The 12,707-nt window shown below is 51.2% G+C and carries 10 protein-coding genes; 3 read left to right on the forward strand and 7 right to left on the reverse strand.

The genetic code is table 11. The annotated features are described in order from the left end of the window. Positions 1-4: 4 nt before the first annotated feature. Positions 5-943, reverse strand: a complete 939-nt coding sequence (gene mdh / locus QUE34_RS19700) for a malate dehydrogenase (protein ID WP_001352905.1) — start codon at positions 941-943, stop codon at positions 5-7. A gap of 434 nt (positions 944-1,377) precedes the next feature. Between mdh and argR the strand changes: the two genes are divergently transcribed. Together argR and yhcN are read left to right on the forward strand one after the other, a co-directional pair. Continuing rightward, positions 1,378-1,848: a transcriptional regulator ArgR gene (gene argR / locus QUE34_RS19705; RefSeq protein WP_001257846.1), complete on the forward strand. Its 471-nt coding sequence runs from the start codon at positions 1,378-1,380 to the stop codon at positions 1,846-1,848. 364 nt (positions 1,849-2,212) lie between these two features. Next, a complete protein-coding gene (gene yhcN / locus QUE34_RS19710; RefSeq protein WP_000695690.1) occupies positions 2,213-2,476 on the forward strand; it encodes a peroxide/acid stress response protein YhcN in 264 nt (87 codons plus the stop codon). 55 nt (positions 2,477-2,531) lie between these two features. Here yhcN and QUE34_RS19715 read toward each other — a convergent pair whose 3' ends face one another. The 4 genes from QUE34_RS19715 to aaeX all read right to left on the reverse strand — a co-directional run bounded on the left by QUE34_RS19715 (position 2,532) and on the right by aaeX (position 6,012). After that, a complete protein-coding gene (locus QUE34_RS19715; RefSeq protein ID WP_001029013.1) occupies positions 2,532-2,804 on the reverse strand; it encodes a barstar family protein in 273 nt (90 codons plus the stop codon). Positions 2,805-2,895: 91 nt separating this feature from the next. Then, positions 2,896-4,863: a p-hydroxybenzoic acid efflux pump subunit AaeB gene (gene aaeB / locus QUE34_RS19720; protein ID WP_000510964.1), complete on the reverse strand. Its 1,968-nt coding sequence runs from the start codon at positions 4,861-4,863 to the stop codon at positions 2,896-2,898. Between the two features lie 5 nt (positions 4,864-4,868). Continuing rightward, a complete protein-coding gene (aaeA, locus tag QUE34_RS19725) occupies positions 4,869-5,801 on the reverse strand; it encodes a p-hydroxybenzoic acid efflux pump subunit AaeA (RefSeq protein ID WP_094312593.1) in 933 nt (310 codons plus the stop codon). A gap of 7 nt (positions 5,802-5,808) precedes the next feature. Next, entirely contained in the window at positions 5,809-6,012 is a 204-nt protein-coding gene (gene aaeX, locus QUE34_RS19730; protein WP_000051841.1) for a p-hydroxybenzoic acid efflux pump operon protein AaeX, read from the reverse strand. 182 nt (positions 6,013-6,194) lie between these two features. On the opposite strand from aaeX, the gene aaeR reads away from it, so the two are divergent. Continuing rightward, positions 6,195-7,124: an HTH-type transcriptional activator AaeR gene (gene aaeR / locus QUE34_RS19735; protein ID WP_000440311.1), complete on the forward strand. Its 930-nt coding sequence runs from the start codon at positions 6,195-6,197 to the stop codon at positions 7,122-7,124. Positions 7,125-7,251: 127 nt separating this feature from the next. On the opposite strand, the gene tldD is transcribed toward aaeR, so the two are convergent. Both tldD and yhdP read right to left on the reverse strand, forming a co-directional pair. After that, the gene (gene tldD, locus QUE34_RS19740; RefSeq protein ID WP_000055909.1) at positions 7,252-8,697 is read right to left on the reverse strand and encodes a metalloprotease TldD; all 1,446 of its coding nucleotides are present in this window, start codon (positions 8,695-8,697) and stop codon (positions 7,252-7,254) included. A gap of 155 nt (positions 8,698-8,852) precedes the next feature. Continuing rightward, positions 8,853-12,653, reverse strand: a complete 3,801-nt coding sequence (yhdP, locus tag QUE34_RS19745) for an AsmA2 domain-containing protein YhdP (RefSeq protein WP_103253336.1) — start codon at positions 12,651-12,653, stop codon at positions 8,853-8,855. Positions 12,654-12,707: the final 54 nt, after the last annotated feature.

Genomic DNA, 12,707 nt, shown 5'->3' on the forward strand with positions numbered 1-12,707 from the left:
TCAATTACTTATTAACGAACTCTTCGCCCAGGGCGATATCTTTCTTCAGCGTATCCAGCATACCTTCCAGCGCGTTCTGTTCAAATGCGCTCAGGGTGCCGATAGATTTACGCTCTTCCACGCCGTTTTTACCCAGCAGCAGCGGTTGAGAGAAGAAACGTGCGTACTGACCGTCGCCTTCAACGTAGGCACATTCGACAACGCCTTGTTCGCCCTGTAGTGCGCGAACCAGAGACAGACCAAAACGTGCAGCTGCCTGGCCCATAGACAGGGTTGCAGACCCGCCACCGGCTTTCGCTTCAACCACCTCAGTACCCGCGTTCTGGATACGTTTGGTCAGTTCAGCCACTTCCTGCTCGGTAAAGCTAACGCCAGGAACCTGTGACAGCAGCGGCAGAATGGTAACACCAGAGTGACCGCCAATTACTGGCACTTCAACTTCGCCCGGCTGTTTGCCTTTCAGTTCCGCAACAAAGGTGTTGGAACGAATGATATCCAGCGTGGTAACGCCGAACAGTTTGTTTTTGTCATAAACTCCGGCTTTTTTCAGCACTTCAGCAGCAATCGCAACTGTGGTGTTAACCGGGTTAGTGATAATACCAATGCACGCTTTTGGGCAGGTTTTCGCAACTTGCTGTACCAGATTTTTCACGATGCCGGCGTTAACGTTAAACAGGTCGGAACGATCCATACCCGGTTTACGCGCTACACCTGCAGAGATAAGAACGACATCTGCGCCTTCCAGCGCCGGAGTCGCATCTTCACCAGAAAAACCTTTGATTTTCACAGCAGTAGGGATATGGCTCAGATCGACAGCCACACCGGGAGTCACTGGAGCGATATCATACAGAGAGAGTTCTGAACCTGAAGGCAGTTGGGTTTTTAACAGTAGTGCAAGCGCCTGGCCAATACCGCCAGCAGCGCCGAGGACTGCGACTTTCATCCTAAACTCCTTATTATATTGATAAACTAAGATATGTTGCTCCGCTGCCGCGACCTTAATCCACAAAATTGCCGTTTACAATGACCACATCTCAAGAATGTGTAGTCACGCAAGTTTAGCGTTTATGCATTTAATTGCCGTAATCAGGAACCTAACTTACGTAATTAACAGTCGCTTATGCATTAGCGCAACATTCCAACAGGTGGTGACAATATACCCTACCGTTCAGCCAAAACAACATCAATTTGATAACAATTAATTTACTTTTAAGCAGAATTTGCATGCCGTGACGCAGGCATGTTTCTCAATAACGAAATTTGATAAAATCCCGCTCTTTCATAACATTATTTCAGCCATCTTCAGGGCTGACTGTTTGCATAAAAATTCATCTGTATGCACAATAATGTTGTATCAACCACCATATCGGGTGACTTATGCGAAGCTCGGCTAAGCAAGAAGAACTAGTTAAAGCATTTAAAGCATTACTTAAAGAAGAGAAATTTAGCTCCCAGGGCGAAATCGTCGCCGCGTTGCAGGAGCAAGGCTTTGACAATATTAATCAGTCTAAAGTCTCGCGGATGTTGACCAAGTTTGGTGCTGTACGTACACGCAATGCCAAAATGGAAATGGTTTACTGCCTGCCAGCTGAACTGGGTGTACCAACTACCTCCAGTCCATTGAAGAATCTGGTGCTGGATATAGACTACAACGATGCAGTTGTCGTGATTCATACCAGCCCTGGCGCGGCGCAGTTAATTGCTCGCCTGCTGGACTCATTGGGCAAAGCAGAAGGTATTCTGGGCACCATCGCTGGCGATGACACCATCTTTACTACCCCTGCTAACGGTTTCACCGTCAAAGACCTGTACGAAGCGATTTTAGAGCTGTTCGACCAGGAGCTTTAATCTCTGCCCCGTCGCTTCTGGCGGCGGGGAAAATGTTGCTTTTCCCTCTCATCCCCCTGCTTTCTCCTACGATTAATTTAACGAATAGTGCGTTTTAGCGCGACATGTCATTCACATAATGAATACATGAGTTAAAAAAAGCACATTATGCAAAATTCATTATCTAATTGAAAATAATGGAATTAATAATAAATAACCGTGTTTTTAATTCTTTTTTGTTATTAAAACTCACACTTTTAACACTTAGTATCAACTGAAACAGTTAGCGTGGTATTAATTAGTTCAATAATTAGTGTATACTTGATTTTGTGATATGGGTCACGAAACAAAGGCCCAGCTAAAAGATTATGTCGAGGTAAAAATCATGAAAATCAAAACCACTGTTGCTGCATTAAGCGTACTTTCTGTTCTCTCTTTCGGTGCATTCGCTGCCGACTCCATTGATGCTGCACAAGCACAAAATCGTGAAGCAATCGGGACCGTATCCGTAAGTGGTGTGGCGTCTTCGCCAATGGATATGCGTGAAATGCTGAACAAAAAAGCGGAAGAGAAAGGCGCAACGGCCTACCAGATTACTGAAGCTCGTAGCGGTGACACCTGGCACGCTACGGCTGAACTGTACAAATAAACCCTCATCGTCTTGTCCGACGATATTGCCCCCGGTTCGGGGGCTTTTTTTTGCGCTAATGACGAACATTAAAACGCAAATGCCCTTCCAGCTCTTCCTCTGCCTCATCAAACAGCAATATTAATGCGCCAAAACGGCGACGCGTTTTCTCTCCCAGATGAACAAATTCAATCTCAAGTGGTAGCGGCAGGACATCGTTCATTAACACATCCCATAGAGAGTCGAGATCGCGTACTTTATCTTTTGCCAGACCAAAGGTTTGGCTAAAGTCGCGATAAAAATCCTCCTGACTCTCAATCTCATCAAAATCAAAGGTATAAATATTCATCTGTTGCCACCGTCACGTTTCGCGGCGAGTTCTGCCGTTCATTGCTAAGTATAGCCATGAAAAAACCGACGCTTTTGGCGTCGGTTTTGACTTAACTATCGGTCAACGCATGTTGATACTTATGGAGCATACCCGTAAGCCGATGTACTGGTTCCGTCACCTGCGGTGGCGCTTGCCAGATGCGTAGCTTTTCCTGGTAGATTTCCAGTTCTTCCAGCAACTGGCCAAAGTACCGACGACGTTTATCATCGCTACGGGCAGATATCACATGGTCTGCTGTGCGGCGCATTTGCCGGTGAAACGCCGATAAATCCTCGTTAACCGGGATCGGCGCATCACGCAGGCGCTGGTGCGCGATAATCATCGTCAGTGCCAGGCGAAATTTCGGCAAATCCCCTGGGAACTTATTCATCAGCAAAAACAGCTGCTGATAAAGTGCCGGGAGGTGATTCTCTTTACGACGTGCCACATTGGTAGTCATCGCGGAAACAGCGGCAGAAACAAACTGATTAAGCAGTACACGTCCAGTCCTGTCGCGCGATTTATCCCGCACCAGCAAAATAACGGTGAACGCGAGCACACAGCCGACGATTTGCCCTAATGCGCTGTCGAGAAACTGACTGAAATGGAAAGTCATCGGGTTATCCAGCACGATAATGTTTATGGTGCTGGCCAGCGCCCCCATCGAGCCCAATCGCCGTTTCTGTACTTCAATGCCAAGGAAGAATCCCAGCACTGCCAGGCTAATACACAGCAATAACATGCTTTGTTGGGTATTAGGGATAATCACCAAAAAGTAGAGTAGCCCTAACGGCAGCGCCGCCAGCGTCCCATAAATAAAGTCGATCGCCACCATGCGTGGATTCGGCAAACGCATTGCCAGTGACGTCACTACCGCAATCATCACCATTGCACCACTGCCGGAAGTCCAGCCCGTCCACAGCCAGAAAAGCGTCCCCAGAATGCAGGAAAGTGTGGTTCGCCAGAAGTTAACCATCGCATGATGACGTTCGGCTGACTCTACTTTGACTTCCGGTTCGCCTTGCAGGATCTCTTCTTCAGTAGCGTTGATTTTTGTGTTACTGATAACGCCGCGCTTGAGAAGCTGATAACGCGTTGCCGCCGCGACCCAGCTATAAATGGTGACAGGCGTTTCCCGTTCCCCGGTCCAGGCGATAACTCTCCGCAGGCGTTTGAGCTGCTTGTGGACGTCCTGCGCGGTTTCTACCGGCGTGTCAAAAAATTCGCGGAAAGTATCAGTGATCAATTCCGGGCGCGTATTCTGAATAAGATAAGTTTCGCAGGATTGGGTAATCAGCGTCAGCGATAGCGTATTGATCGCTTTTAAACGTCGATTGGCCCGCGCCCAGCGGGAAGATTCCATATTCAGGTTGCTGCGCATACCTTGTAACGCCGTGGTGCGTCGCACAAGATCGCCCCAGGCTTTATCGACAACTTCACCATCGCCATGCTTGATACAGAGTTGCATTAATTGATATTGCGCGACCAGCAAACTTTCCAGCTCTCGATCCACTTCTTGTTTGATCGATCGCGGAGAAAAGAGCAAATCCGCCATAATTGCACACACAATACCGATAACGATCTCGCTACAACGTTCGACGGCAAACTGCGGCGTAAGAAGCGGTTCCGGCTGAATGGTAATCACAATGATCAGCGCGGTATAACCAGCCAGCCCCCACGCATACGAGTTTTCTATTCGTACCAGCGAGGATATCCAGGTACAAAAACCGGCCCAGATACAGCACACCAGAATCATCAATAATGGTGCGCGGATCATCGCAATGATGATCACCAGTCCGGCAATACAGCCAATAAATGTGCCGATGATGCGCAAAAAGCCACGATAGCGAATAGCGCCAGAATACGGTTCACCTCCCGCAGCAAAGGCCGGACCGGCGGCAACAATCGCCGCTGTCAGTACCGCCCAGCGTGGCGTTTCCAGCTGGAAGTGAAAGCCAACAAACAGCGCCAGTACAATGGCGGTCGCCAGTTTTACCGCAAAGCGAATATGTTGGTTAGCAATGGAGAAAATACCCATCGTGATTAACCAAACTCACGCAGGCGATGGGCCATTTTACGGAAGAACGAATCCTGGCTTTCGTCGCGATCTTGTTTGCCAGTGACCACCACTGTAGCAGTGGTGCCCGCAGGCCAGATGTTCTCTTGCTGGTTGTCGAGACGAATACGAACCGGAACACGTTGCGCCAAACGCACCCATTCAAGGTTAGAGTCGATGGTCGCCATCCCTTTGTCGTCACGCGTGCTGCTGGCGTTGGTGACCCCAGCAGCAACACTATCAACAGTCCCTTTCAGCACTTTGTTACTGCCAAGCGGCGTGATCTCTGCACGATACCTAGGGCGCACCCCTTCCAGCTTAGTTTCTTCCATATAGGCCAGTACATAGAAGGAGTTCTGTTTCACCAGCGCAACCGCCGTTGATCCACGGGTAATAAACTCACCGGTATAGACGTTGAGGTTGGTCACCCAGCCATCTGCTGGCGCGCGGATCACCGTGCGTTCAAGATCCAGTTTTGCCAGATCGCGGGTCGCCTGCGCTTTCGCTAACTGATGCAGAACCGTTTGTAGTACGTTGTTGGCCTGATCGATCTCTTCGCGAGACATCGCCTGCACACCGAGACGGTTACGACGTCCGGCCTCCTGGCGTTTCTCCTGTGCCAGTACCTGATAATAAGCAACATCGGCTTGCGCTTCCTCAAGCGCCTTTTGATAACGCGGCTGGTCGATGGTGAACAGTACCTGTCCTTTTTTCACCAGCTGGTTATCATGAACATTCACCTGGGTAATGAGTCCAGAAACGTCCGGCGCGATCGCAACGACGTCAGCGCTAAAGCGCGCGTCACGCGTCCACGGGGATTCGGTGTAATAGACCCAGGCATTAAAAATTGCGATGAAGGCCAGAATGACTAATACGACCGTGATGGCCGTACGGGAGAATTTTCTTATTAGTGTTTTCACTTCAACCTCAAACGAACAGTCGCGATATCAAATAAAACAAGCAGCAATAGAGCGCGGTGTTGAACAACGCCGGATGCCAGACAAAGTCGTAGATACCTGTTGGCACAAGTACCCGGCGCACCAGCCAGAAAATCGCCAGTGATAAAAGCAATTCGAAAAATATCGGTGGGAAGGACAGCCCAAACACCACGATAACGGGAAACAGACTCATGTTGACCTTGGTTGTATAGAGAGAGCAGGCGTTATTATTTTCAGCATCTGTCGCCGCAGAGAAGGGCATGGAAAGCCGGGCGAGAGCAACATTGCTGTAGATTGATATTTAATATATTAACGTAACTGTTATGCTGTTATCTATATTATGTGATCTAAATCACTTTTAAGTCAGAGTGAATAATGGAACGACTAAAACGCATGTCGGTGTTTGCCAAAGTAGTTGAATTTGGCTCTTTTACCGCCGCCGCCAGACAGCTACAGATGAGCGTTTCGTCCATCAGTCAGACGGTGTCAAAATTGGAAGATGAGTTGCAGGTAAAGCTGTTAAACCGTAGCACACGCAGCATTGGCCTGACCGAAGCCGGTAGAATTTACTACCAGGGCTGCCGTCGGATGCTTCATGAAGTGCAGGATGTTCATGAGCAACTGTATGCCTTCAATAACACCCCCATCGGGACGCTGCGCATTGGCTGTTCTTCAACTATGGCACAAAATGTTCTCGCCGGGCTAACAGCCAAAATGCTGAAAGAATACCCAGGTTTGAGCGTTAATCTGGTTACCGGAATTCCTGCCCCCGACCTGATTGCCGACGGTCTGGATGTGGTGATCCGCGTCGGCGCGTTGCAGGATTCCAGCCTGTTTTCCCGCCGTCTGGGCGCGATGCCAATGGTGGTGTGCGCCGCGAAAGGCTATCTCACACAATACGGCATACCGGAAAAACCCGCCGATTTAAGTAGCCATTCATGGCTTGAATACAGCGTGCGTCCGGACAATGAATTTGAACTGATCGCACCGGAAGGGATCTCGACTCGCCTGATCCCGCAAGGGAGATTTGTGACTAATGATCCGATGACGCTGGTGCGCTGGCTGACGGCAGGTGCCGGGATTGCCTACGTGCCGCTGATGTGGGTGATCAACGAGATCAATCGAGGTGAGCTTGAGATCCTGCTGCCGCGTTACCAGTCAGATCCACGCCCGGTTTATGCGTTGTATACTGAAAAAGATAAACTGCCGCTGAAGGTGCAGGTCGTGATCAACTCACTGACGGATTATTTTGTTGAGGTCGGTAAATTGTTTCAGGAAATGCACGGGCGCGGGAAAGAGAAGTAATTCATATTGTACTGTTACGTTGTACAAACCTGTGCCAACGGGTTCCCCTAACCTTCTCCACAGAGGGGCAAGGGGACCGTTCGTACACGGAGAAGGATTAATTATCCTTCTGAAAATACTGAAATTATTACGCGGTACCGCCAACAGTCAGGTTATCAACTTTCAGCGTTGGCTGGCCCACGCCAACCGGCAAACTTTGCCCTTCTTTACCGCAGACACCCACGCCGTTATCCAGTTTCAGGTCGTTGCCCACCATCGAAATCTGCTGCATGGTTTCGATACCGGAACCAATCAACGTCGCGCCTTTCACCGGCTTCGTTACTTTACCGTTTTCAATCAGATACGCTTCTGAAGTGGAGAAAACGAATTTGCCGGATGTAATATCCACCTGACCGCCACCAAAGTTCGGTGCATAGATACCGTACTCAACGGATTCAATAATTTCCTGCGGGGTCGATTTACCCGGCAGCATATAGGTGTTGGTCATACGCGGCATCGGCAGATGAGCGTAGGATTCACGGCGACCGTTGCCAGTCGGCGTCATTCCCATCAAACGCGCGTTGAGTTTATCCTGCATGTAGCCTTTCAGGATGCCATTCTCAATCAGCACGTTGTACTGGCCTGGCGTACCTTCGTCATCAATCGCCACCGAACCACGGCGATCGACCATCGTGCCGTCATCAACCACGGTACACAGTTCAGAAGCCACCAGCTCCCCGACCTGTCCACTAAATACTGAAGTGCCACGGCGGTTGAAGTCGCCTTCCAGACCGTGCCCCACCGCTTCATGCAACAGCACGCCCGGCCAACCTGCGCCAAGTACTACCGGCATGGTGCCTGCTGGTGCGGCGACGGCAGAAAGATTGACCAGCGCCATACGCACTGCTTCTTTTGCCCACGCATCCGCACGGACTTCACCGTCGAGATCGGCAAGGAAGAACTCATAACCAAAACGACCGCCGCCGCCACTGGCACCGCGTTCGCGTTTGCCATCTTCTTCGACCAGAACGCTCACGGAAAGACGCACCAGCGGACGAACATCCGCCGCCAGCGTGCCGTCGGTGGCCGCAACCAGAATTAATTCATAAACGCCGCTGAGGCTGGCAGTCACTTCCTGTACGCGCTTGTCCGCTTCGCGGGCAACCTTATCGACTCGACGCAGGATATCCAGCTTCTCTTCACGGCTCATGCTTTGCAGCGGATCTACCGAGGTATACAACGGGCTATGCTCTACCGCGCCCAGCGTCTGTACTTTGCCATCACCACTATCACGGACGATGGTGCGCGCCGCTTGCGCACTCTGTTCCAGCGCCAGCAGGCTGATTTGGTCTGCGTAAGCAAATCCGGTTTTTTCACCGCTGATTGCACGCACACCAACACCCTGATCGATGTTGTAAGAACCATCTTTAATAATGCGGTCTTCTAAAACCCAGGATTCGTGATAGCTCGACTGAAAATAGAGATCGCCATAATCAAGGCGACGTTCGGCCAGTTGACCGAGGATCGCGAACAAGTCCTGATGTTTCAGGCCGTTCGCCGCTAGCAATTGTTCACTTACCAGGTTCAGACTCATCGTTTTTGCTACTCGTTAGTTACTGCAGTAGAGGATTTTTTACGGCTGCCGGATGCGGCGTGAACGCCCTGTCCGGCCTACGGTTATGTTCCGGCTCGTTGGCCTTTGGCAACGATTATCATATGAGATTGGGGCAATTACGCGCCCTCGTCAAATCATTGCGCTTTTTCTTTACGCGGTTGGCGCAACACTTCGTTGATTTGCGGATCGTCCAGCGGACCCGAAATGTGATAGCGCAAAATGGAGACTTTGCTCCACAACGGTCCCAGCACTTTACTGGCGGCAAACACTGCCGCGCCAACAATGGGGTTAACCGCAAAGGCCGCAGCCACACCCACCGTCGCAGAAATCTCTGGTGCGACAACCGCTTCCATATTCAGGTCGCGACGTACCAGATTTACCGACCCTTTCATAGCGATGTCCGCCTCCAGGCCATCCACCAGCGTGTCGTCGGTGTGCATAACGCCGTCTTTAATCCACGCGGTGCTGCGAATAGAGTCAAAATAGAACCCTTCGCCAAAGGTGTCTCTGAAATCAAAACGCAGCTTACGCATCAGGGCATCAACGCTCAGTAGGCGCAGCAATTGCCCTGCATGTCCGGTGTTGATTTCGGTAATTTCGCCTTTGCCCAGTTGAGTATGAATGATGCCATTCAACGTCGCCTCATCTGGCTGCCAGGGTGCTTTGCGCCAGTGTAAATCGTAATCCACATTAAATGACGACTGGCGTATGGGCGTCGTGACACCAAAAAACTCTGCGGCGGCATCAATTTTCTGCCCGCGCAGTTTTCCTTTCAGCGAGGTGCGTTCATTTCCCGGATTGTTAACCCATTCACCATCGGCAGTGAGCCGCGAAAAGCCAGTATCAATCAGTCCATTAGTCAGTGTTAACGTATCGCCAGAAATAGTGATATCACTGTCAATGCGACCGAATTTTTGCCCCCAAAACCAGCACTCTGCGCATCGTATTTGTGCGTCTGGCCAGCCACGGAAGTTAATGCGTTCCGTTGTCGGGAAAGATGATGACTGTGTTGAATCACCACGAGTTTTCGCCACGCTTGGGTTGTAATAAAGATATTTGATATTCGCCAGCCACGGTGCGTTATTACGCATCGCCAGCGTGGCGTTGATTTCACGCCCTTGCGCCTCAACCTGGGAGCCATTTGCCGTCGGTTGCGAAACAATACTCAGGTTATTCCATTGCTGATTTCCCAGCGACAACATAGGCGTACGTAACGTTATGTGTTGTGGGAAACTCGCTGCACCACCGACACTCTCCGCCGCGCCTTTCTGGAACAGGGCCAGCCACTCGGCACCATTCATCGGCGGCATATTGAGTTCAACGCCACTTTGTTCCGGCAACGGCGGGAGCGTTTTACTGTCTGCCGCCCAAATAGCACGATCGAGCGTCAGCTTTTGACCGAGCAACCAGCGGCTATTGAAATGGTTATCCGCACCAGCCTGTCCGGTTAAATCAAAACTGTTGAGATTGCCATCAACCTTAACGTTTACCGGCAGTGGTTCACCCGCAGGTTTGGCTAACGGTGAAGGTAAGTGACTGCTCACATTCTTCAAATCGCCGTTTAGCTCTACGTTATACGTCGCGCCAGCTTGATAAGGCAGCTCAATGCCCACTTTACCATCCCACGCCACGCTGCCACTTAATGCTTCGTTCACCGCTGCAGGCAGAACGCCGGTTTTCGCTGGTTGCCAGTTACCGTTGAGATTCAACGCGACCTGGTAGGCTTTTGCCCCTTCTTTGGTGGAGAAATCCACGTTCAACGGCTGATTAAACCAGCTTGCTGTCAGTGGTTCACTTTGCAGATCGCCATTGATAAAGCTGAATTTACCGCTCAAATTTTTCAGGGTGCTGTCGAGTGGTTTGATAAACAGACTGTTATTACGCAGCGTCACTTCCCCTTTCGCGGTTACCAACTCGCCGTTCAGCGGGATATCAAGATGTAAGCGAGCATTCACATCGCCGTCGAGCTGGAGTTCTTGCAGGGTCGCACCCAGGGAATCTTTCAGCGGTGTCTCATCAAAGTAAGGGCCAACGGCTTTACCCGGACCTTTAATGTCAGCGTCAATCAGCAGTTTTTCTTTTGAGTAGTCAGGGATCACTGCGGTGAGATTACTCGCGCGCACGCCGCCCAGATTAACGCCATCGGTTTTCATCCATAAACCGTCGTTAATAAAATCCAGTTCAATATCAAGGTTAGTTAATGCAGGCCAGTCCGGCTGGAAGGCAAACTTCGCGTTGCGTAGCGGCACCAGCACTTCAAACTGACCTTCGTTGTGTTTATAGGGGAAGAGTTGCGGATTGCCACCATAAACCAGCGTCGCGTTATCCGCTTCACCGCCCTGAATCGCGCCACTTAAGTAATCAACCAGGTCTTTACCCATCAGGTTTTCCGGGAAATAGCGCCAGGCTTGTGAACCATCATCGGTACTGATGCCAGCCAGAATACCCAGCCAGGGTTCATCGTTAGCAGGTTGCAGGTAACGAAAACCGCCGCGCGCATGGACGGCTTTAGCTTTAACGTCAATATTACGCCCATCCAGCTGGAAACCTTTGTCATTGTTCAGCCAGCTTATCGTAGCCTGGCCGTCGGCGATTTCCAGTGGCGCACGGAATACCGTTTCGTAAGGCATCTTTGCCTGCTTCATCGACGCGGTAAGCAAACCATTTTCTACGCTGCCGGAAAGCGTCCCGGAGAAGTGTTCCGCACCCGGTAATAATTTCCATTGCTTCCAGGCCAGATCGCTCCACGATGCCTGAAAACGGGTCTTGTCTGCCGCCTGAAGCGGGATATCCAGCGCCAGCGTGTTTATCTTGCCGCTCGGTTGTGTGGAGCGCCAAACATCACCAAGTGCAGGTGAAAGTTTCGCGGCCAGCGGGCGTACGCCCTCCAGGCCTGCCAGCTCCAGATTACTGGCGCGAATCCGGAGTTCGTCACTGCGTTTATTGTCTTTGCCGCCGACGTTCTGTTCCGGTATCCAGGCCAGCGTCAATGCTCCGCTCGGCCAGGGTTTGCCGTCCATCGTGATCCGTGTGTCGGGAATAGAGAACTGCCAGCCCGGGTTTTCACGCGTAATATGCGCGGTCAGATTATCCACCGACAGCGTATGCGTTTGCTTCTCGCCCAACCAGCTGGCACCGCCCTGTTTCAGCCAGACGTCACCGCCGGTTACATCGCCTTTGTCGATCGTCATCCAGCCTTCAAGGGAGAACTGTGCCGTTTCCAGCGCAATATTGTCCTGCATCCATTTACCGAGCCACGGCTTCAGGTCGATGTCATCCGCCTGGAGCCAGACGCGACCATTGCTTAACAACCCCTCATCATCGCGCAAATCCATGCGCACCTGCATCACGCCGTGCTGTCCGGTAAGGCTGGAGAGGCTTACCAGGCCTTCCGCACGGTGTCGACGTGGATCGTTCAGCCAGGTGAGTTGTGGGATCGCCAGCTCGGCGCGCTGACCGGATGGCGTCAGGAAACTGACTTCACTGTCGCGGAGATCGAAATGGTCGAATTGACGAAGAAACAGATCGCTGATGTGACTAGCTTCCAGGCTATCATTACCACCGCTGCTGGTGATAGGAGTGTTGGTGCGAAAGCGCAGCTGCCAGAAAGTGAGGTCACGAAACTGCCAGCGCATATGTAACAGGCTTTGCCAGACATCCAGCGCCAGAGTAACGCGTTTAACCGAAAATTCGCCGCCATCTTTTAGTTCTGCACGGATGTCGTGCGCTTCAAGCGTCGGGCCAAAATTCTGCCAGCTGGCTGAGAGCTGACTGGCTTCAACCGGCATGCCAGTCGCGGATTCTATTTTGTTGAGGATTTCCGGACGCCAGGCGTCAAGATGCGGTAAAGCAATACGCAGGCCGCTAACCAGCAGGGCAGCGATCACAACGAGCGCGGCTCCAGTAAGCAGTAAAATCCCCGGCAATCGCCTCACCCGTCACTCCTTGTCTGCTAAAAATGTGACTCAAAAACCCTTTGCCGGATGGCG

Origin of the sequence: Escherichia sp. KS167_9B (assembly GCF_030295215.1) — a bacterium.
In the GTDB taxonomy this organism is placed as follows: Bacteria; Pseudomonadota; Gammaproteobacteria; order Enterobacterales; family Enterobacteriaceae; genus Escherichia; species Escherichia coli_F.